The 22,605-nt window shown below is 76.0% G+C and carries 9 protein-coding genes; 8 read left to right on the top strand and 1 reads right to left on the bottom strand.

From position 1 onward, the window contains the following. Window positions 1-5: 5 nt before the first annotated feature. Window positions 6-251 (bottom strand): acyl carrier protein, encoded by a 246-nt coding sequence (locus JOE68_RS26750; RefSeq protein WP_204845119.1) that lies wholly within the window; start codon window positions 249-251, stop codon window positions 6-8. 758 nt (window positions 252-1,009) lie between these two features. Here JOE68_RS26750 and JOE68_RS26745 point away from each other — a divergent pair. From JOE68_RS26745 to JOE68_RS26710, 8 genes are all read left to right on the top strand, one after another. Beyond that, on the top strand, window positions 1,010-3,394 hold the full coding sequence (locus JOE68_RS26745; protein WP_204845117.1) for a PEP/pyruvate-binding domain-containing protein: 2,385 nt from the start codon (window positions 1,010-1,012) through the stop codon (window positions 3,392-3,394). 9 nt (window positions 3,395-3,403) lie between these two features. Continuing rightward, window positions 3,404-4,366, top strand: a complete 963-nt coding sequence (locus JOE68_RS26740) for a beta-ketoacyl-[acyl-carrier-protein] synthase family protein (protein WP_204845115.1) — start codon at window positions 3,404-3,406, stop codon at window positions 4,364-4,366. A 79-nt stretch (window positions 4,367-4,445) separates the two neighbouring features. Next, window positions 4,446-4,652 (top strand): hypothetical protein, encoded by a 207-nt coding sequence (locus tag JOE68_RS26735; protein ID WP_204845113.1) that lies wholly within the window; start codon window positions 4,446-4,448, stop codon window positions 4,650-4,652. Beyond that, window positions 4,649-7,477 (top strand): non-ribosomal peptide synthetase, encoded by a 2,829-nt coding sequence (locus JOE68_RS26730; protein ID WP_204845112.1) that lies wholly within the window; start codon window positions 4,649-4,651, stop codon window positions 7,475-7,477. Before JOE68_RS26735 ends, JOE68_RS26730 begins: the two co-directional genes overlap by 4 nt. Further along, window positions 7,470-11,924, top strand: a complete 4,455-nt coding sequence (locus JOE68_RS26725) for a type I polyketide synthase (RefSeq protein WP_204845110.1) — start codon at window positions 7,470-7,472, stop codon at window positions 11,922-11,924. The genes JOE68_RS26730 and JOE68_RS26725 overlap by 8 nt, the downstream gene beginning before the upstream one ends. After that, a complete protein-coding gene (locus JOE68_RS26720) occupies window positions 11,921-16,369 on the top strand; it encodes an SDR family NAD(P)-dependent oxidoreductase (RefSeq protein ID WP_204845107.1) in 4,449 nt (1,482 codons plus the stop codon). Before JOE68_RS26725 ends, JOE68_RS26720 begins: the two co-directional genes overlap by 4 nt. Beyond that, window positions 16,366-21,738 (top strand): type I polyketide synthase, encoded by a 5,373-nt coding sequence (locus JOE68_RS26715; RefSeq protein ID WP_204845106.1) that lies wholly within the window; start codon window positions 16,366-16,368, stop codon window positions 21,736-21,738. The genes JOE68_RS26720 and JOE68_RS26715 overlap by 4 nt, the downstream gene beginning before the upstream one ends. After that, entirely contained in the window at window positions 21,735-22,595 is an 861-nt protein-coding gene (locus JOE68_RS26710) for a 3-hydroxyacyl-CoA dehydrogenase family protein (protein ID WP_307819915.1), read from the top strand. The genes JOE68_RS26715 and JOE68_RS26710 overlap by 4 nt, the downstream gene beginning before the upstream one ends. Window positions 22,596-22,605: the final 10 nt, after the last annotated feature.

Here is a 22,605-nt window from a genome sequence, read left to right as displayed (position 1 = left end):
CGCCGTCAGCGGGCGGCGACGGCCTCCTCGACCAGCCGCACCAGGTCCCCGACCACCTCGGCGGAGAAGACGTCGACCACGTCGACGGTGATGTCGAAGCGCTCCTGCAGTGCCTCCACCACCCGCAGCAGGGTCACCGAGTCCACGTGCAACCCGGCCACCGGCTGCTCGGGCCGCACGCCCGGCAGGCCCATCGAGCCCGCGATGAGGTCCAGCGCCGCATCGGCAACCGCGCCCGCGTCATCGGCCATGTCCACCCCCTCCGACGGATTGCCGCCACCATAACGGGATCGGAGCCCTGCGCCGCCGGTCGTCCCGCCCTATGATCGGGGTCGCTTCCGGAGGAAGGGAGATCGGCTGTGCGCACGTCCCGAGGAGTCTGCTGCGGATTCTGACCGCGTTCGGGTCGGGCCCGTTCGGCGGGTCCGGCCCGTGGCGGTGGAGTCGCGCGCCACCGGACGACGGACCTGTTCCGCGGCACTGCCCCGCGAGGAGCGCTGAGACGTCCTGGCACCGGGGCCGGAGCAGTGGTGTCGGGCATGTCCCGCGTGGGCAGTGTGCGGGTGGGACGGGCGGTTCCCGCCGCGGGCCACCCCGGTCGACCCGCGGGAGCGGCCGTTCCCGCGGGGAGTCCCGTTCGCGATCCGCGAGGCCCCACCGGCCGCGCCGCCTGTGCCATCCGCTACCGCCACGTCGAACGAGCCGGGTGGTCCACCGCCCGTCGGCCAAGGTTGTCGATCGGACCCCTTGCCGCAGAGCGTCTTGAGCGTCGCTGGATCTACAGTGGTTGACGATCACCGTACAACAGGACGACGTGGCCGGCTATGTCCATTTGTTGCCAAGGACTGTCCACACCGTTCGGACAACCGAACCGATCGCTGCGTCTACGACTGTTGACATTAAGCAGGGCCTCGGTGAGGATCGTCCCCCATCGCCTTCCGGGGCCCGGAATCGAGAGCCCTTGTCGGCAGCCGGGCACGAGCAGGCGCACCTGGGTGGCGGAGGCTGGATGACCGAATACGTCAGTGCGCTGCGCGACGCGACCGAACAGCGCGATGCCGGGCGGAAGGCCGCGCGGTTGGCCGAACTGGTGCGGGCGGGGTTCCCGGTGCCGGACGGCGTCGTGATCACCACCGAAGCGTTCCGCGCGTCCCGGGCGGGAACCGGGCTCCCGACCCCGACCTCCGCCGTCGCGGACGCGGTGCGCCGGGCCGTCGCGGCCCTGGGCGCCGCGTCGCTGGCCGTGCGGAGTTCCAGCGTCGACGAGGACCTGGACACCGAGTCCCGGGCCGGGGCCTACACCACCGTCCTCAACGTCACCGACGTGGAGTCCGTGCTGGAGGCCGTCGAGCGGTGCTGGGCCTCGGCGGGCGCCGGGGACGCCGCCAGCCCGATGGCGGTGCTGGTGCAGCCGATGGTCCCGGCGCTCGCCGCGGGCGTCGCGTTCACCACCGACCCGGTGACCGGGGAACGGGACGCCGTCGTGATCGAGGCGGTCCGCGGGTTGGCCGACAGCCTGGTCAGCGGGACGGTCTCGCCGGAGGAGTGGCGCGCGCGCCCCGACGGCGCCCCCGGCCGCACGGTCGACAAGCAGGTGCTCACCGACGGGCAGGCCGCCCAGGTCGCCGAGCTGGCCCGGCGGGTCGCCCGGTGGAGCGGGGCGCCCCAGGACATCGAGTGGGCGCTGTCCGCGGACGGGGTGGCGCTGCTGCAGGCCCGCCGGATCACCGGCCCGGCCGCGCCCGCGGTCGAGCCCGTGCCCCCGCCCCCCGCCGACCCGCCGCCCGGCGCCTGGTTCCGGGAGGACAGCCACCTGGGCCCGTTCCCGTGGACCCCGTACAGCCGCGCGCTGTGGACGTGCCGGGTGCCGGTGCTGCGCCAGGTGTGCGACGACTTCGGCACGTTCTTCGAGGGCATCGACATCCGCGAGTTCGGCGGGTGGGAGTACCTGCGCCTGCTGCCGCCCGGCGGCAGGCGGACCCTGGCCCTGCCCACCTGGGCGATGCGGATCGCCTTCCGCGTGCTGCCGAGGCTGCGCCGCCGGGTCCGCAGCAGCGCCCGAGCGGTCGGCTCCGACCTGGCGGGCAGGCTGCTGGACCGCTGGCACGGCGAGTGGCGCGCCGACCTGCAGCGGCGGATCGCCGCGCTGCGCGAGGTCGAGCTGACCGGGCTCACCGACGCCGAACTGGCCGCCCACGTCGCCGCCACGGTGGCGCTCACCGCCGAGGGCATCAGGCGGCACCTCAACCTGCACGGCGCGATCGCGGTCTCGCTGGCCGAGCTGTCCGGCACCTGCGAGCAACTGCTCGGCTGGCCGGACAGCAAGGTCTTCGAGCTGCTGTCGGGCCTGTCGCCGATGTCGACCGAGCCGGTGCGGGAACTCGCCGCCCTCGCCGCGGCGCCGGACGACGCCGCCTACGCGACGGCGTTCGCGGAGTTCCTGCGCGGGTACGGCTGCCGGAGCCTGAGCCACGAGGTGGCCAAGCCCAACCTGGAGGAGCTGCCGCACCTGCTGGACGCCCTGGTCGCCCGGCAGGTGGAGATGGTCTACGAACCGGTGTCCACCGCCGAGGAGCTGACCGCGCTGCGCGAGCGGACGCTGGAGGAGGCGCGTTCCCTGCTGCGCGACCCGAAGGACCGGGCCCGGTTCGACAAGGACTTCGAGCGGGCCGCCCGCGCGTACCCGCTGCGCGAGGACAACGTGCTCCCCACCATCCACGCACCGCTGGGCGTCGCGCGGCGGGCGGCGCTCGAACTGGGCCTGCGGCTGGCCGCGCAGGGGCTGATCGACGAGCGCGACGACGTGTTCTTCCTCGAACCGGCCCTGGCCTGCGCGGCGTTGACCGGGCGGGAGAAGCGGCAGGCGGAGGTGTTGCGCGCCAAGGGGGAGCGCGCCTGGGTGCTGGCCCACCCCGGCCCGCCGGTCCTGGGCGGGGAGCCGCCGCCGCGGGTGGACGCGGCCCCGTGGCACACCCGGACGGTCACCAACGCGTTCCTGTGGGCCAACAGCAGGCAGTTCGGCGACCCGACGGGCGGCGGCGACGGCGACGGCGACACGCTCACCGGTGTGGCCGCCTCCCGCGGCACCTACACCGGACCGGCCAGGATCGTCCTGGACGAGAAGGACTTCGGCCGGTTGCTGCCCGGTGACGTGCTCGTCTGCTCGGTCACCTCACCGGTCTGGTCGGTCCTCTTCCCGGTGATCGGGGCCCTGGTGACCGACAAGGGCGGGTTGCTCTCGCACCCGGCCATCATCGCCCGCGAGCACGGGATACCCGCCGTCGTCAGCACCGGCCAGGGCACCGAGCTGCTCAAGGACGGCCAGATCGTCACCGTGGACGGCGCGGCGGGCGCCGTCCACCTCGGCAGCACGCGCACCCCGGTGGAGAGGTGATCCGCCCCGATGACCGTCACCCTGCACAACCGGTCCGACCCACCGGTCCACCTCACGTCCTTCGGCCACGCCCTGGGCGAGCCGGTCGCCGTCGCGGAGGCGCCGTGGTTGGCGGACGGGGAGCGGGACCGGCTGCTCGCCGAGGGCCTGCGCACCGTCCACAAGGCCACCGGACCGGTCTGGTCACTGGCTGCCGCGGCCATCGAGGAGACCTTGCGGGCGGCGCCGGACGGCAGCGGGCCGCAGGCGGTCGTCATCGCCGGCGGGCGGTTCGACTGGCACATCTCCCAGGGGTTCGAGGGAGTGCTCATGGCGGACCCGCGCCTGGTCGACCTGCCGCTGTTCGGTGTCAGCCTCAACGCCTGCGCGGGCGGGGGCAGCGCCGTCACCGTCGCCTCCGCGCTGCTGAACCTGTTCCCCGGCGGCAGCGTCCTGGTGGTGACCGCGGACCTCGTGGAGTCGGACCGGGAGCGGGTGCACCGCAACGGCCGGGCCGTGTCGAGCGACGCCGCCGCCAGCTGCCTGGTCAGCCGGCACCCCGCCGGGGACGGCTACCGGCTGCTCGGCTGCGCCCAGACCAACCGGCTGGCCCTGTCGCTGCCCGAACCCCCGGAGCGCAAGGGTTACCGCCTGCGCGCGCAACTGCGCGCCATCGGCGCCACGGCGCGCGCCGCGCGGGCCGCCGCGGGCGCGGGGGCCGACGACATCACGGACTTCCTGACCAACAACCTGGCCCCGTCCGTGATGGAGTTGCAGCACCGGACATGCGCCCTGCCCCGGGCGAGGCTGCGCGCGGAGTTCGCCCCGGAACTGGGCCACTGCTTCGCGGCGGACATCTTCATCGCCCTCCAGCGGATGCTCGCCGACCCCCCGGGGGACCGGCCCGCCCGCCCCCTGGCGATGTGGGGTTCCTACACCTCGTGGACGGGCGCCGTGCTGGAAAGGGCGCCGGGGCCACCGGATTCGCCATGACGCGCCTGCCGACAGGGAGCACCATGTCCGACGAAGACGCTCTGGTGAAGGCTTTCCGAGCTCCTGGGGGACCACGTCGATGAACGTCCAGTCCCTGTGGGCGCGGACCGCGGAGGTCGGGTACGCGGAGGTCGGGTACGCGGCGCGCGAACACGCGGCGGCGGGCCTGTCCCGGGCGGCCGGGTCGCCGGGAGTGCCGCCGCACCGGCGAACGGGGCGCGGTCGCGCCTCGCTCGACCGCCGCCCGGCGGACCACGTGCGCCCGTGCGCGAAGGCCGCCCCGTGATCGCCTTCCGCCTGACGGGCGGGATCGACGTCGACCGGTTGCGCTCGGCGGTGCTCGCCGCCGCCCTCGCGCACGGCGTGCCCGCACGCGCCGACGCCGAGCTGTTCGGCCACGACACCGCCGTCGACCTCGACCCGGTCGCCGACCGCTTGGCCCGCAACGACTTCGACCCCGGCCTCGGCGCGCCGCTGCGGGTCCTCCTGCTGAGCGCGAACCCGCACGAGCACGTGCTGGTGTTCGCGTTCGCCGTGACCACTGTGGACAGGGCCGACGCCATCGTGCGCTCGGTGGCCTTGCAGTACGGGGGTTCGCCCGACCGGCACGCCCCGCACGAGCGCGCCGCGACCGTCAAGCCCGCGCTGCCGCTGGACCGGCCCCGCACCGGGGACCGCGACCGCACGGCGGTCACCGCGCCGATCACCCTGCCCGCCGATCAGTTGAGCGCCATCGCGCGACGGGCGTCGGCGGACCACCGCGCGGTGGCGCTCGCGCTGTTCGCCGTGCTGCTCCACCGGTACGACGGCGGCGAAGCCGTCTCGTTCGTCGCACCGGCGCCGGCGGGCGACTCACCCGAAGCCGCTGCCGCGGTCACCGCCTCCTTCGACCGGGGCACGACGTTCACCGAGGCGGTCCGCCGCGTCGGGGAGGCGGTGCGGCACCGCACCGCCGAGCCGGCCGACCTCCCGGCGCTCACCTGGCGCACGCAGGCGACGCTCGCCTGGCCGGGCGTCGGCGTCACGCCGTTGCCGACCGCGATCACCGGCGCCGCGACCGACCTGGCGCTGCGCCTGGACGGCGACCCCGCCGCCGGCGACGCGGTGGGCGTGGTGGTCCTGGCCGCCGACGTGGCGGGCGCGGACACGGCGGAGCGCGTCGCGGGCCACCTGCGCCGCCTGCTCGCCGGCGCGGCGGAGGACCCGGACCGCCCGGTCGCCGAGCTGCCCCTGCCGACCGCGCACGAGGAAGCGGTGTTCGCCGCCGCCGACGGCGAGGACCTCCCCGCGGCCGAGCCGTTCCCCGTGCACTTCCAGGACGTGGCCCGGCGCACCCCGGACGCGGTCGCGGTGCGCGCGGAGGACGGGGCGCTCACCTACGCCGAGCTGGACCGCGCCGCCAACCGGTTGGCCCACCTGCTGCGCGCGGCGGGGGTCGGCCCCGAGGTCGCCGTGGGCCTGTGCCTGGACCGCGGCCTCGGCCTGGCCGTCGCGGTGCTGGCCGTGCTCAAGGCGGGCGGCGCGTACGTCCCGCTCGACCCGCGGGACCCGCCGCACCGCCGCGCCGCCGTGGTGGCCGACTCCGGCGCGGTGGTCGTCGTCGCCGAGCGGCCGGTGGACCTGCCCGGCACCGCGGTGCTCGACCTGGGCGCCGTCCGGGCCGAGCTGGCCGCGCAGCCCGCCGACCGGCCGCCCGCCGGGCGACCGCTGCCCTCGCACGCCGCCTACGTCCTCTACACCTCCGGCTCCACCGGCAAGCCCAAGGGCGTGGTGGTCGAGCACCGCAACCTGATGGCGTACGTGGACGGGGCCATCGCCCGGTTCGGCATCGACCGGCCGCTGCGCTACGCCATGGTGCAGCCGCTGGCGGTCGACTCCAGCGTGACCGCGTTCTTCCTGCCGCTGCGCACCGGCGGCGAGGTGCACCTGATCTCGCGCGAGCGGGCGCTGGACGCGCGCGGGCTGGCCGAGTGGAACACCGAGCACCGGGTGGACGTCCTCAAGATCGCCCCGTCGCACCTGCAGGCGTTGCAGGCCGCGCCGTGCTTCGCCGAGCTGCTGCCGCGCGAGCTGCTGGTGATCGGCGGGGAGGCCGCCGACTGGCGCTGGATGCGCGCGCTGCAGGCGACCGCGCCGTGCCGGGTGCACAACCACTACGGCCCCACCGAGACCACGGTCGGCGTGCTGACCCTGGCCGTCGCCGACTACCCGGACGCCCGGTGGGACGTCGCCGCGATCGGCACACCGCTGCCGGGCGTGCGGGTCGAGGTGGTGGACGCCGCCGGCCTGCCGGTGCCGGTCGGGGTGACGGGCGAGCTGGTCGTGCGCGGCGCGACGGTCGCCCGCGGCTACCACGGCCGGCCCGACCTGACCGAAGCGGCGTTCGGCCCCGACCGCGACCACTACCGCACCGGCGACCACGTGCGGCGGCTGGCCGACGGCGCGGTGGCCTTCGTCGGGCGGCGCGACGACCAGGTCAAGGTGCGCGGGTTCCGGGTCGAGCCCGGTGAGATCACCGCGGCGCTGCGCGAGCACCCGGCGGTGCGGGCCGCGGTGACCGTGGTGCGCGAGGACCGGCCCGGCGACCGCGCGGTCGTGTCCTACGCCGAGGCGTCCGGCCCGGCGCGCCCCGAGGAGCTGCTGGCGCACCTGCGCGACCGCGTCGCCCCGCACATGGTGCCCAGGGCGGTGGTGGTGCTCGACCGGCTGCCGCTGTCCGCGCACGGGAAGGTCGACCGCGCCGCGCTGCCCGCCCCGTCGGCCGACGCGCCGGTGGCCGTTCCCGCGACCGGCCTGGAGCGCGTGGTCGCCGAGGCGTGGCGGCGGGTGCTGGGGGTCGACGAGGTCGGGGTGGAGGCCAACTTCTTCGACGTCGGCGGGCACTCGCTGATGTTGGTCGACCTCCGGCAGCGGCTGCTGTCGGCGACCGGCCGCGAGGTGGGGCTGCTGGACCTGCTGGCGCACACCACGGTGCGCGCGCAGGCGCGGCTGCTCTCCGCCGCCCCCGCGGCGGACGAGCCCGAGGTGCGGCGACCGCGCACCCCGCAACAGGCGGCCCTGCTGCGGCGGCGGGCCGGGCAACGGCGAGCGAGGCGGGACCACGATGCATGAGCCCACCGGCGAACTGCCGGGCGACGAGCGCGAGGACGACGGCCTGGACGTCGCGGTCATCGGGATGGCGGGCCGCTTCCCCGGCGCCGGGTCGGTGTCGCAGCTGTGGGCGAACCTGCTCGCGGGCACGTGCGCGATGACCACGTTCACCGACGAGGAGCTGGCCGCGCGCGGCGTCGACCCCGCGCGGTCGGCGGAGCCGGGGTTCGTGCCGGTCGGCTACCCGATGGCCGACTCCGACGGGTTCGACGCGGCGTTCTTCGGGATCTCCCCGCGCGAGGCCGAGCTGATGGACCCGCAGCACCGCGTGCTGCTGGAGTGCGCCTGGTCGGCGATGGAGAGCGCGGGGCACGCCCCGGGCGCCTACCCCGGCCTGGTCGGCGTGTACGCCGGCGCCGGGCACAACACCTACCTGCTGGAGAACCTCGCCACCCGGCCGGGGGCCGCCGAACTGGTGGCGGACAAGCAGACCGTGGTGGGCAACCGGTCGGACTTCCTCAGCGGGCGCGTGTCCTACAAGCTCGGGCTGGAGGGCCCCAGCATCAACGTCCAGTCGGCGTGCTCGACGTCGTTGGTCGCCGTCGTGGAGGCGTGCCAGGCGCTGCTGGCCTTCCAGTGCGACATGGCGCTGGCGGGCGGCGTGGCGGTGGACCGCGGCAGGCTGCGCGGCTACCGGCACCAGCCCGGCGGCATCCTGTCCCCCGACGGCCTCACCCGCACCTTCGACGCGCGCGCCGGGGGCACCGTCGGCGGGGACGGAGTCGGCGTGGTGGTGCTCAAGCGGCTGCGCGACGCCGAGGCCGACGGCGACCACGTGCACGCGGTGATCAAGGGCACCGCGGTCAACAACGACGGGTCGCGCCGGGCCGGGTTCACCGCGCCCGCCGCCGCCACCCAGGCCGCGGTGATCGCCGCGGCGCTGGCCGCGGCCGAGGTGGACCCGGGCGCCATCGGCTACGTCGAGCTGCACGGCACGGCGACCCCGCTGGGCGACCCGATCGAGTTCGCCGCGCTCAGCTCGGCGTTCGCCGGTGTCGAGCCGGGCCGCTGCCTGCTGGGGTCGGTCAAGACCAACATCGGCCACCTGGACTCGGCCGCGGGCGTCGCGGGGCTGATCAAGGCGGTGCTCGCCGTCGAGCACGGGGTCGTGCCCGCGAGCCTGCACTTCACCGAGCCCAACCCGCGCATCGCGCTGGCGGGCAGCCCGTTCGCGATGGCCACCGAGACCCGGCCGTGGCCCGTTCCCGGGCCGCGGCGGGCGGGGGTCAGCTCGTTCGGCCTCGGCGGCACCAACGCCCACGTCGTCCTGGAGCAGGCCCGGCCCCGGCGGCCCCGGCGGGACGCGGGGCGGGAGGAGCTGCTGGTCCTCTCGGCGAAGACGCCCGCGGCCCTGGACGCGCTGACCGACGACCTGCACGCGCACCTGCGCGCCCACCCGGACCTGCCGCTCGCCGACGTCGCCGCCACGCTGCGGGTGGGTCGCCGGGCGCTGCCCCACCGCAGGGTGCTGGTCGCCGCCGACCGGGGCGCGGCGATCGACGCCCTGGCCGCCCGCGACGACGGCAGGCTGCTGACCGGGCACGCGGGCGAGGCCGACGACCGGCCGGTCGCGTTCGTGTTCACCGGGTTCGGCTCCCAGTTCCCCGGCATGGCGCGATCCCCGCACGCCGACGAGCCCGTCTTCCGGGCCGCGTTCGACGAGTGCGCCGACCTGCTGGCGCCGCTGCTCGACCAGGACATCCGGCCGCTGGTGCTCACCCCGCCCGCCGCTGCCCCGAGCACACCGCTGGGCGGTCCCGCCCGCGGCGACCACCCGCTGGACCGGCCGCTGCTCGGCTACCCGGCGACGTTCGCCGTGGCGTACGCGCTGGCCGCGCTGTGGCGGTCGTGGGGCGTGCGGCCGGAGGTGATGATCGGCCACAGCCTCGGCGAGACCGTGGCCGCCTGCCTGGCCGGGGTGTTCACCCTGCCCGACGCGCTGCGGCTGGTGGTGGCGCGGGCGAGGCTGATCGAGGCGGGCGGCGAGGGCGCGATGGTGGCCGTCGCGCTGGCCGAGGACGCGGTCGCGGAGCACCTGGGCGACGAGGTGTCGCTGGCCGCGGTGAACGGGCCCGGCACGTGCGTGCTGTCCGGGACCGTCGCGGGCGTCGAACGGGTGGTCGCGCGGCTGGCCGCCGACGGGGTCCAGCACCGGGTGCTCGCCTCCCGGCACGCCTTCCACTCGCCGATGATGGACCCGGTCGTCGAGCCCTACGAGCGGCTGGTGGCCGAGGTGGGGCCGAAACCGCCGACCACGCGGTTCATCTCCAACGTCACCGGGACCTGGATCACCGACGAGCAGGCCACCGACCCCGGCTACTGGGCGCGCCACCTGCGGTGCCCGGTGCGCTTCGCCGACGGCGTGGCCGCGCTGTGGTCGGTGCCCGGCGTCGTGGTCGTCGAGATCGGCCCGGCCCCGACGCTGACCTCCGCGGTGCTCCAGCACCCGGCCGCCGCCGCGACCGACCGGGTCGTGGTGCCGTCGCTGGCGGGCGCCGCGCCGGGCCGCACCGACCGGGCGGCGCTGCTGCACGCCGCGGGCAGGCTGTGGCTGGCGGGCAAGCGGGCGCCGTTCGACTCGGGGCCGGTGCGCCGCGTCCCGCTGCCCACCTACCCCTTCGAGCGCAAGCGGTTCTGGTTGGAGCCGGGCGCCGCGCCGGCCGCCGGGCCGGCCGCCCACCACCGCACGGCGGGCGGCTGGCTGCACGGCCCGTCGTGGACCCGGCTGGCCCCGGCGCCGCCCGCCGACCGGGCGCGGCTGGCCGGGTCGCGCTGGCTGGTGTTCGCCGACGGCGCCGGGATCGGCCACGACGTGGCCGCCGCGCTGCGCGGCCTCGGCGCCGAGGTCGGGACGGTGGTGCCCGCCGGCGCGGGCGACCACGTGCTCGCCCCCGGCGACGAGCGGGCCGCGGCCGCCCTCGCCGGCGAACTGCGGGCCGCCGGCGCGCTGCCGGACCGGGTCGTGCACTGCTGGTCGACCGGCGACCCGAACGACGTGGACGCGGAGGTGGCCCGGGGCTTCGGGGCGCTGCTGCACTGGGCCAAGGCCGTGCACCCGGAGCTGATGACCGCGCCGCGGCGCTGGGACGTCGTCACGACCGGCGCCTGCGCGGTGCTGGGCGATGAGCCGCTGTCGCCGCCGAGGGCGGCGGTGCGCGGCCTGGCGCGGGTCCTCGGTCAGGAGTACCCGTCGTTGACCTGCGTGCACCACGACCTGCCCGCCGGGGGTGCGGCCGGGCACGTGCTCGGCGCCCTGCTCGACGGGCTCGACCACGACGGGGACGAGCGGACCGTGGCCCTGCGCGGGCGCAGCCGCTGGGCGCCCGCGTTCGTCGCCGAGGAGCCCCCGGCCGCCACCGAGCCCGTGGTCGTGCCGGGCGGGGTGTACCTGATCACCGGCGGGCTGGGCCGGATCGGCCTGGTCATCGCCCGCGCGCTGGCCGAGCGCGAGCGGGTGCGGCTGGTGCTCGTCGGTCGTTCCGGGCTGCGCCCGGACGGGCCGCCCGAGGTCGCCGAGGCCGTGCGGGAGCTGCGCGAGCTGGGCGCGGAGGTGCTGGTGCCGGCCGTGGACGTCGCCGACGCCGACGCGGTCCGCCGGCTCAAGGCCGAGGTGCTCGACCGGTTCGGGCGCGTCGACGGGCTGTTCCACTGCGCGGGCACGACCGGCCGCGACGCGCACCGGGCGGTGGACCGGACCGGGGCCGCCGAGGTGGCCTGGCACTTCGACCCCAAGGTCCGCGGCCCGCACGTGCTGCGCGAGGCGCTGGCCGACCAGGACCTGAAGGTCGCCGTGCTGTGCTCGTCGGTGGCGGCCCTGCTCGGCGGGCTGGGGTTCGCCGCCTACGCCGCCGCCAACGCGGCGCTCGACGCCTTCGCCCACGCCCACCACCGCCCCGGGCAGCCGTGGATGAGCGTCAACTGGGAGGCGTGGCTGTTCACCGACGAGGAGCGGGCCGCGCACGGGGCGGGCTCGGCGGTCGGCGAGCTGGCGCTGACCGCCGCCGAGGGCCGGGCGGTGGTCGACCGGCTGCTGGCGATCGCGCCCCGGCCGCAGCTGGCCGTCTCGACCGGTGACCTGGCGGCGCGGGAGCGGCTGTGGGCAGCGCCCGCCGCGGCCTCGCCCGCTCCCGCCCGGCACGACCGGCCCGCGCTGCACAACCCGTACGTCGAGCCGAGCGGGCCGGTGGAGCGGCGGATCGCCGACATCTGGCAGGACGTGCTGGGTGTGGCGGAGGTCGGCGCGCACGACAACTTCTTCGACCTGGGCGGCAGCTCGCTGCTGGGCCTGAAGGTGGTGCACCGGCTGCGCGGCGAGCTGGGCGCGGCGGTGCCGCTGACCGTCGTCTACGAAGGCCCCACCGTGCGGACCCTGGCCGCCGTGGTGGCCGGGCTGGGGGACGGCCGATGAGCGCGGCGGTGGCGGTCGTCGGGCTGGCGTGCCGGTTCCCCGGCGCGCCCGACGCGGACCGGTACTGGGCGAACCTGAGCGCGGGCGTCGAGTCGATCCGGCCGGTGCCCGGCGCCGGGCCGGGCCTCGTCGCGTGGGCGCCGGAGTTCGACGGCATCGAGCTGTTCGACGCGGAGTTCTTCGGCTACACCGCGCGCGAGGCCGAGATCACCGACCCGCAGCAGCGGCTGTTCCTGGAGGCGGCGTGGTCCGCGCTGGAGCACGCCGGGTGCGACCCGGCCCGGTTCCCCGGCCGTGTCGGGGTGTTCGGCGGCAGCGGCACCAACCACTACGCCCACCACGTCCACTCGCACCCGCGCCTGGTGGAGACCGTCGGCCCCACCCAGGTGCTGCTCGGCAACGAGCTGGGGTTCCTGGCCACGCGGGTGTCCTACAAGCTCGGCCTCACCGGGCCGAGCCTGTCGCTGCGGACGGCGTGCTCGACGGCGCTGGTGGCGCTGCACCTGGCGTGCCGGAGCCTGCGCGACGGCGAGTGCGAGATGGCGCTCAGCGGCGGGGTGTACCTGGACCGGGGGCAGCAGGACGGCTACCGGAGCCCGGAGGGCTCGTTCGTGTCCCCGGACGGGCACGTGCGGCCGTTCGACGCCGACGCCAGGGGCACGGTGTTCGGCTCGGGCGTCGGGGTGGTGGCGCTCAAGCGGCTGGAGGACGCGCTGGCCGACGGCGACGCGGTGTACGCGGTGGTGCGCGGTTCGGCGGTCAACAACGACGGCGCGGTCAAGGCCGGGTTCACCGCGCCGAGCGCCACCGGGCAGGCCGCGGTGATCGGCGCGGCGCTGGACGACGCCGGCCTGTCCCCCGAGGACATCGACTACGTGGAGGCGCACGGCACCGGCACCGCGCTCGGTGACCCGGTCGAGGTGCGGGCGCTGAACCTGGCCTACCGGGGGCGCGGCTCGTGCGCCCTGGGGTCGGTCAAGGGCAACATCGGGCACCTGGACGCCGCCGCGGGCATGGCGGGGCTGATCAAGACGGTGCTGGCCCTGCACCACGAGACCCTGCCCGCCACCCTGAACCACCGCACCCCGAACCCCGACGTCGACCTCGCGGGCGGGCCGTTCCGCGTCCAGGTCGAGCGGGTCCCGTGGCCCCGCGTCCCGGGCCGCCCGCGCCGCGCCGGGGTGAGCGCGTTCGGGTTCGGCGGCACCAACGCCCACGTCATCCTCGAAGAGGCCCCCCTGCGCACCACTGTCCGAAGTGGACAGGAGACCCACACCCTGGTCCTCTCGGCGAGGACGCCGGAAGCGCTGGAAGCGGCCACCGACCGGCTGGCCGACCATCTGGACCGGCACTCGCCGGACCTGGCCGACACCGCCCACACCCTGGCCACCGGCCGCCGCGAGTTCCCGCACCGCCGAGCCCTGACGATCACCACCGCCGACCCGGCCGACGCCGCGACCGCCCTGCGCGAACGCTCCTCCGCCCGGACCACCACGCGGCACACCACGACGGACTCACCGGAAGTGGTGTTCCTGTTCACCGGTCAGGGTTCCCAGCACGTCGGCATGGGTGAAGAGCTGTACCGCACCGAACCGGTCTACCGCGACACCGTCGACCACTGCGCAGACCTACTGCGACCACTGCTCGAACACGACATCCGCGACGTCATGTACAAGCCCAACGAGCACCTGCACACCACCCTCTACGCCCAACCCGCCCTGTTCACCACCGAATACGCACTCACCCGACTCTGGCAACACTGGGGCATCACCCCCACCACCATGATCGGCCACAGCCTCGGCGAATGGGTCGCAGCCACCACCGCCGACATCTTCACCCTCCACGACGCCCTCACCCTCATCACCCACCGCGCCACCCTCATGCACCACCAACCACCCGGCGCCATGCTCAACATCATCACCACCCGCCACACCCTCCACCTCCCACCACACACCACACTCGCCGCCCACAACAGCCCACGAGACTGCGTCATCTCCGGCACCACCGACGACATCGACGCCTACGCGCGAACCGCCCGCCGGCAAGGGATCACCACCCAGCCCCTCGCCACGCCGCACGCCTACCACCACCCCACGATGGCCTCCGCCGCCTACCAGCTCCGCGCGCAGTTGCGCACCACCACCCTGCGCCCACCCAGCACACCCATCACCAGCACCACCACCGCCACCACCCTCACCCCGGCACAAGCCACCGACCCCGACTACTGGGCCACCCAGCTCACGACCACCGTCGAGTACAACGACGCCGTCGCCAACACCACCACGCCCACCACCGCCTACCTCGAAATCGGCCCCGGCAACACGCTCGCCACCCTCACCAAGCGAATCCTCGGCGGCGCGGGCAACGCGACCATCGCCTCCCTGCCCCGCCACGACGACCCGCGCGGCGCGACCGAGACGACGCGGCGGGCGCTGGGCGCGCTGTGGACGACCGGCGCTCGACCGGGTTGGGAGCGGGTCACCGGCCCGGGGCGGCGGATCGCGCTTCCCGGCTACGCCTTCCAGCGCAAGGTCTTCTGGCTCGACCGGCGCGCGCCGGTCGCCGACGGCGACACGCGGGGCAAGCGGCGCGAGGACATGGCCGAGTGGTTCGCGGTGCCGTCCTGGCGGCAGGACCCGCTGCCGGCGAACCCCGGGCCGGACACCGCGAAGCACTGGCTGGTGTTCACCGACGGCGGCGGCCTCGGCGACGCGCTGGCCGGGCGGCTGCGCGCGGCCGGAGCGACGGTGACCACGGTCGCGGCGGGCGGGACGGGGCCGGTCGTCCCCGGCGGGCGGTGCACCGTCGACCCCGGGCTGGCGGGCGACTACGACCGGCTGCTGACCGCGCTGCGCGACGGCGCGGGCGAGGCGCCCACCCACGTCGTGCACGCGTGGTCCGCCGACGACCCCGGCGACGGCCCGGACGCCGAGGAGACCGCCCTCCGGCGGGGCTTCGGCGGGCTCGTGCTGTTCGCCCAGGCGTGGAGCCGCGCCGCCGGCGGCGCGCGGCGGCTGTGGGTGCTGACCAGCGGCGCGCACGCGGTGACCGGCGCCGAGCGGATGCGCCCGCTGACCGCCACCGTGCTCGGCCCGGCCCGGGTGCTGCCCCGGGAGGTGCCGGGCCTGGCCTGTCGCGTGGTCGACGTCGAACCGGGCGACCCCGCGCGAGCCGACCGCGTGTTCACCGAGCTGGGCGCCGAACCCGACAGCGGCACGCGGGAAGTCGCGCTGCGCGGCACGCGCCGCTGGGCGCTGCACCACATCCCGCACCCGCTGGCGCCGCACGACGGGCCGCCGCCGATCCGCCCCGGCGGGGTCTACCTGGTCACCGGCGGCACCGGCGGGCTCGGGCTCGCGCTGACCGCGCACCTGGCCGGGGCCGGGGCCAAGGTCCTGGTCACCGCCCGCACCCCGCTGCCGCCCGAGCCGGAGTGGGCCGGGTCGGACAACCCGGCGGCCCGGGAGCTGGGCCGGCTGCGGGCAGGCGGCGCGGAGGTCATGTTCGCGACCGCCGACGCCGCCGACCCGGTGGCGATGCGCGCCGCCGTCGACGCCGCCGCGCGGCGGTGGGGCGGGCCGCACGGCGCGTTCCACGTCGCCGGGGTCGCCGGGGGCGGGGTGATCGCGCTGAAGGACCTCGCCGACGCGGCGGCGGTGCTGCGGCCCAAGGTGCGCGGCACGCTCGTTCTCGACCGGGTGCTGGCCGACCGGGAGCTGGACTTCCTGGTGCTGTTCGGGTCCAACGGGGCCAACGTCGCCAACGCGGGCCAGGCCGACTACTGCGCGGCGAACTGCTTCCTGGACGCCTTCGCCCAGGACCGGGGCAGGCGCGGCCGGGTGATCACCGTCGACTGGGGGTCGTGGAAGGGAGTCGGCATGGCGGTGACCACCGCGCTGCCCTCGGGCGTGGAGCAGGCCAGGCGCCGGGACGTGGCGGAGCGCGGCATGTCGGTGGCCGAGGGGCTGCGCGCGCTGGACACCGTGCTCGCCAGGGCCACCGAGCCGCAGGTGATCGTCACCCCGGTGCCGCTCGCGGACCTGCTCGCCGAGGCCGCCGCGCCGCGCGCCCGCGCGCAGGAGCGGCCGGCGGCGGCCCGGCCGCGCGCCGCCGAACCCGCGCGGGCCGAGCAGGTGGTGTGCGCGATCTGGCAGGAGCTGCTGGGGGTGGAGCGGGTCGGCCCGCAGGACGGCTTCTTCGAGCTGGGCGGCAACTCGCTGGTGGCGATCCAGCTCGTCGGCGCGGTGAACGAGGCGCTGGGCGGCCGGGTCACCCTCGGCGACCTGTACGAGGGGCTGACCCCGGCGCACCTGGCCCGGGTCGCCGCGCCACCACCCGCCGAGGACACCCCGGACGCGGCGGCCGACGCCCGGCGCCGGGCCGAGTCGGCGCGCAAGCGGCGCGCCCACCAGCAGCGCCGGCGGACCGCACGGGGGCAGGCATGACCGAGCAGACCCCGGGCGAGGGCCCGGCGCCGTCCGGGATCGCCGTCATCGGCCTGGCCGGCCGCTTCCCCGGCGCGGTCGACCTGGACCGGTACTGGGCCAACCTGCGCGACGGCGTCGAGTCCATCGAGCCGATCGGCGACGACGAGCTGCGCGCGGCCGGGGTGGGCGCCGACCGGCTCGCCGACCCGGACTACGTCCGGATGGCCCCGAAGTTCGCCGGGATCGCCGAGTTCGACGCGGAGTTCTTCGGCTGCTCGCCGCGCGAGGCGGCGGCCATGGACCCGCAGCACCGGATCTTCCTGGAGCTGGCGTGGGCGGCGCTGGAGGACGCCGGGTACGGCGAGCCGGGGCGCGTCGACGGCTCGGTCGGGGTGTTCGGCGGGGCGAGCACGACCGCCTACCTGGACAACATCACGGCCAACCTGGACCGGGGCGCCGCGATCCGCGGCGAGAACGTCGGGCTGGGGTTCGAGTTGGCGTTCCTGGCGAGCCGGGTGTCGTACAAGCTCGACCTGCGCGGGCCCAGCCTGCCGGTGCAGACGGCCTGCTCGACCGCGCTGGTCGCGGTGCACGCGGCGGGCCAGAGCCTGCTCAACTACGAGTGCGACTTGGCGGTCTGCGGCGCGGTGGCCTACAAGGTCCCCGACGGCGTCGGCTACCGCTACCAGGAGGGTTCGTTCCTGTCCCCCGACGGGCACGTGCGGCCGTTCGACGCCGCGGCCCGGGGCACCGTGTTCGGCAACGGCGCGGGCGTGGTGGTCCTCAAGCGGCTAGAGGACGCGCTGGCCGACGGCGACACCGTGCACGCGGTGATCCTCGGTTCGGCGGTGAACAACGACGGCGCGGGCAAGGCCAGCTTCACCGCCCCCGCGGTCTCCGGGCAGGCCGCCGTCGTCGCCGAGGCCATGGCCGCCGCCGAGGTCGACCCCGAGGACATCGACTACGTGGAGGCGCACGGCACCGGGACCATCGTCGGCGACGCCATCGAGGTCGAGGCGCTCAACCGCGCGTTCGGGGGGCGCGGCCGGTGCGCCCTGGGTTCGGTCAAGGGCAACGTCGGGCACCTGGACGCCGCCGCGGGCATGGCGGGGCTGATCAAGACGGTCCTGGCGCTCAAGCACGAGACCCTGCCCGCGACGCTGAACCACGACACCCCGAACCCGGAGATCGACTTCGCCGCCGGCGGCTTCCGCGTCCAGGCCGAGCGGGCCCCGTGGCCCCGCGTCCCGGGCCGCCCGCGCCGCGCCGGGGTGAGCGCGTTCGGGTTCGGCGGCACCAACGCCCACGTCATCCTCGAAGAGGCCCCGGCGGGCGGGCCACGCTCCACTTCGGACTCCTCGGCCCCGGTGGTGCTGACCGTTTCCGCCCGCACGGCGGAGGAGCTGGACGCGGCCACCGACCGGCTGGCCGACCACTGGGACCGGCACTCCCCCGACCCGGCCGACGCCGCCCACACCCTGGCCCTGGGCAGGCGCGCCTTCCCCCACCGCCGCGCCGTCGTGGTCACCGAGCCGGCGACCGCCGCCGACAGCCTCCGCACGCGCGACCCCGCGACCTCGGTGACCGGCGCGTCGGCTACCCCCGACGTGGTGTTCCTGTTCACGGGTCAGGGTTCCCAGCACGTCGGCATGGGCGAGGAGCTGTACCGAACCGAACCGGTCTACCGCGACACCGTCGACCACTGCGCGGACCTGCTCAAGCCACTCCTGCAACACGACATCCGCGATGTCATGTACAAGCCCAACCAACACCTGCACACCACCCTCTACGCCCAACCCGCCCTGTTCACCACCGAATACGCACTCACCCGACTCTGGCAACACTGGGGCATCACCCCCACCACCATGATCGGCCACAGCCTCGGCGAATGGGTCGCAGCCACCACCGCCGACATCTTCACCCTCCACGACGCCCTCACCCTCATCACCCACCGCGCCACCCTCATGCACCACCAACCACCCGGCGCCATGCTCAACATCATCACCACCCGCCACACCCTCCACCTCCCACCACACACCACACTCGCCGCCCACAACAGCCCACGAGACTGCGTCATCTCCGGCACCACCGACGACATCCACCACTTCGCCCAGCAAGCCCAGGCCAACGGCGTCATCACCCAACCCCTCGCCACTCCGCACGCCTACCACCACCCCTCCATGGCCCCGGCCGCCGACCAGCTCCACGCACTGCTGCGCACCACCACCCTGCGCCCACCCAGCACACCCATCACCAGCACCACCACCGCCACCACCCTCACCCCGGCACAGGCGACCGACCCCCGCTACTGGAGCAACCAGCTCACCGCGACCGTCGAGTACAACGACGCCGTCGCCAACACCACCACGCCCACCACCACCTACCTCGAAATCGGCCCCGGCAACACGCTCACGACGCTGGCCAAGCGGGTGCTCGCCGACACCGGGTCGGCCACGCCCACGATCGCCTCGCTCCCGCACCGCAGGGATCGCCGCGGCGCGGTCGAGACGACGCGCCACGCGCTGGCGCGGCTGTGGGCCGCGGGCGCGCAACCGCGGTGGGAAGCCCTGTCCGACGGGGAGCGCAGGCGCGTGCCGCTGCCCGGCTACCCGTTCCGGCGCACCCGGCACTGGCTCGACATCCCCGACGGCGAACCCACCGCCCCGGCGCCGGGGCGCGGCCCGCACCCGCTGCTGGACGCCGTCGCGCTGCGGTCGGCCGGGCAGAGCGTGTTCCGCACCGACTTCGACACCGGGCGGCACTGGGTGCTCGCCGAACACCGGCTGCTCGGCGAGGCGATCGTGCCCGGCACGACCTACCTGGAGATGGCCCGCGCCGCCGCGGCCCACCACCTGGGCCGGCCGGTCACCGAGCTCCGCGACGTCGCCTTCCTGGTGCCGCTCCTCGTCCGGGACGGCGTCCCCCGCACGGTGCACACCACCGTCCGCGACGGCGAGGACGGGACCGCGGTGTTCACGGTGGACTCCCACGACCCGGCGACGGACCGCTGGACCAGGCACGCGCAGGGCGTCGCGGGCACCGCCGCCGCACCCGCCCCGGACCGCGTCGACCCCGCCGCGCTGCGCGCCCGCTGCGCCGAGCAGACCCTGGACATGTCCGCGCGGCAGTCCGACCACCGGGTGATGGCGTTCGGCGAGCGGTGGGTGCGCAGCCTGCGCACCGTCCACGTCGGGAACCGGTGCGCGCTGGGCGAGCTGACCCTGCCCGAGCGCCACCGGGCCGAGTGCGACGCCTTCGGCCTGCACCCGGCGCTGCTGGACCTGGCGACCGGGTTCACCGGCTTCGCCGTCGCCGGGTCCGCCGACGAGCGCGAAGCCGCCGACGCGGAGCGCGGGTTCTTCCTGCCCGTCGGCTACGACCGGCTGGTGCTGCACGGGCCGTTGCCGGCCCGCGCGCTCAGCCTGATCACCGCGCACCCCGGCACCCGCCTCGACGGCGAGGTCCGCAGCGTCGACGTGCACGTCTACGACGAGTCGGGCGCCCCGGCGGCGACCATCACCGGGTTCACCACCAAGCGGGTCGCCGACCCCGACCGCGCGGTGGCCGGGCTGCGCCCGCGCGCCCACCACCACGCGCTGCGCTGGACCCGCGCCACCGGGGGACCCGGCCCCGCCGACACCCCGGCCCGCGTCCTCGTCGTCGCCGAACCCGGCGGCACGGGCCCGGCCCTGGCCGAGGAGTTCCGGGCAGCGGGGTCCGCGGTCGACCTCGCGGTGCTCGGCGACGCCCCGGCCCGCGACGGCGACCGCGGCTGCACCGTCGCGCCCACCGTCGCCGGGTTCGGCGACCTGCTGGACGCGCTGGGCGGACGTCCCGATCTCGTGGTCCACGTCGCCGCGCCGCACGCGGGCGCCGGGGTCGCCGCCCGGCTCGACACCGGTGTGCTCAGCCTGTTCCACCTCGCCCGCGCGCTGGCCGAGCGCGGCGTGGCGCCCCGGCGCCTGGGCGTCGTCGCCCCCGTGGTGTCCGCGGTGACCGGGCGCGAGGGCGTCCCGGCCGCGGTGCACGCGTCCCTGTTCGGGCTCGCGGCGGTGATCGGCGCGGAGAGCCAGGGCACCGAGGTGCGCTGCGTGGACGTCGAGGAGGGCACGGACCCGGCCGCCGTGCGGGCCGAACTGGTCGGCGAGCGCGCCCCGGTCACCGTGGCGCTGCGCGACCGCGAGCGGTACGTCCGCGAGTTGGCGGCCGTCGACCTGCGCGAGCACCCCCGGCCGGAGCCGATCCCCGCCGACCGGGTGCACCTGATCACCGGCGGCCTCGGCGGGCTGGGCCTGGCCTGCGCCGGGCACCTGGCCGCCACCGGCGTCCGGCTGGCCCTGTTCGGCCGGGCGGTCCCGCGGCCGGGCGACACCGACCCGCGCTCGGCCGCGCGGGCGGCGGCGGTGCGCGAGCTGACCGGAATGGGCGCGGAGGTGAGGACCTACGCCGTCGACGTCACCGACGCGGACGCGGTCGCCGGCGCGGTCCGCCGGGTCCGGGCCGAGCTGGGCCCGATCGGCTGCGTGCTGCACGCGGCGGGCGTCGCGGGCGACGGTTTCCTGTTCCGCAAGGACACCGCGACCTTCCGGCGCACGCTGGACCCGAAGGTGCTCGGCGCGGTCGCGATCGCCGAGGCCACCGCCGACGACCGGCCCACCACCGTGTTCTTCGGCTCGACCGCGGCCGTCTTCGGCCCGGCCGGGCAGGGCGACTACGCCGCAGCCAACGCCTTCCTGGACGCCTACGCCGAGGAGCTGACCGCGCGCGGGCGCGACGCGGTCTCGATCGCCTGGACCGACTGGCTGGGGACCGGCATGGCCGCCGACCACGGCGTCCGGCCCGACCAGGGGTTCTTCCGGTCGGTGTCGACCGCCGACGGCCTGGCCGCCCTCGACGAGGTGCTGGCCGCCCGCAGGCCCGGGGTGATCGTCGGCGAGGTCAACCGGGCCCGGCTCGGCGACCCCGCCGTGGCCGAGGTGCTGCGCCGCTCCCCCGTCGTGCTGTCCGAGCCGCTGAGCCGGGCCGTGGCCGACGCGCGCGGCGGCGGGGACGCGCGCGGCACGGACGGCACGGACGGCACGAACGGCACGGACGGGCCGGTCCTGTTCGGACGGACCGACGGCGGCTACCGCCCGACCGAGCGGGCGCTGGCCCGGATCTGGGCGGCCGAGCTGGGCCTGGCCGAGCTGAACGTGCGCGACAGCTCCTTCGCCCTCGGCGTCGACTCGCTGGCCGCGCTGCGCATCGCCCAGAACATCCACAAGACGCTCTCCCTGCGGGTGTCGATGGCAGACATGTTCCGGTACGCCACGGTCGCCGAGCTGGCCGAGCACCTGGACGGGTCGACCACCGCGGCGGACGGGCCTGCGGGAGAGGACACCGCGTGACCATCAGGACGGTAGGCGTGATCGGCGCCGGGACGATCGGGCGGGGCGTGGCCCAGTCCTTCGCCCAGGCGGGCTACGACGTGGTGCTCGTCGACGTCTCCGCGCGGCAGCTCGACAGCGCCACCGAGCAGATCGCGCGCGACCTGCTGGTGCTGCTCATGCTGCCCGGCGCGGCCGGGCGCGGCGGGGGCGAGGACCCGGCGCGGGTGCTCGCCCGCATCCGCACCGCGACCACGACCGCCGCGCTGGCCGACGCCGACTTCGTGGTCGAGAACGTCACCGAGGACTGGGCGGTCAAACGCGCCGTCTACGAGGAGATCGACGGGGTCTGCCGCCCTGGGGTCGTGTTCGGCGTGAACACCTCGGCCGTCCCGATCGCCCGGGTCGCCTCGGCCACCGGGCGCGCGCCGGACGTGCTGGGCCTGCACTTCATGAACCCGGTGCCGATGCTCGACACCGTCGAGGTCGTGCGGGGCGCCGCCACCTCCCAGGACACCCTGGACACGGCGCTGGCGCTGCTGGGAACCCTCGGCAAGACCGGGATCGTCGTGCAGGACGCGCCCGGCTTCGTCACCAACCGGGTGCTGATGCCCACCATCAACGAGGCGATCTTCTGCGTGCAGGACGGGGTCGCCACCGCCGAGCAGGTCGACCGGATGTTCCGCGGCTGCTTCGGCCACCCCATGGGCCCGCTGCAGACCGGCGACCTCATCGGGCTCGACACGATCCTCAACTCCATCACCGTGCTGCACGAGAGCTACCGCGACAGCAAGTACCGGCCCGCGCCGCTGCTGGTGCGGATGGTGGAGGCGGGTCTGCTGGGCCGCAAGACCGGCCGGGGCTTCTACACCTACTGACCGGACCGAC

Origin of the sequence: Saccharothrix algeriensis (assembly GCF_016907655.1) — a bacterium.
Lineage (GTDB): Bacteria > Actinomycetota > Actinomycetes > Mycobacteriales > Pseudonocardiaceae > Actinosynnema > Actinosynnema algeriense.
The sequence above is the reverse complement of the archived record's forward strand: the minus strand, read 5'-3'. Positions and strand labels throughout refer to the sequence as shown.

Bases quoted from the DNA above. Each gene is read 5' to 3' on its own strand.
- JOE68_RS26725 (WP_204845110.1), top strand. From the start codon at position 7,470: ATGCATGAGCCCACCGGCGAACTGCCGGGCGACGAGCGCGAGGACGAC.
- JOE68_RS26740 (WP_204845115.1), top strand. From the start codon at position 3,404: ATGACCGTCACCCTGCACAACCGGTCCGACCCACCGGTCCACCTCACG.
- JOE68_RS26750 (WP_204845119.1), bottom strand. From the start codon at position 251: ATGGCCGATGACGCGGGCGCGGTTGCCGATGCGGCGCTGGACCTCATC.
- JOE68_RS26720 (WP_204845107.1), top strand. From the start codon at position 11,921: ATGAGCGCGGCGGTGGCGGTCGTCGGGCTGGCGTGCCGGTTCCCCGGC.
- JOE68_RS26715 (WP_204845106.1), top strand. From the start codon at position 16,366: ATGACCGAGCAGACCCCGGGCGAGGGCCCGGCGCCGTCCGGGATCGCC.
- JOE68_RS26745 (WP_204845117.1), top strand. From the start codon at position 1,010: ATGACCGAATACGTCAGTGCGCTGCGCGACGCGACCGAACAGCGCGAT.
- JOE68_RS26735 (WP_204845113.1), top strand. From the start codon at position 4,446: ATGAACGTCCAGTCCCTGTGGGCGCGGACCGCGGAGGTCGGGTACGCG.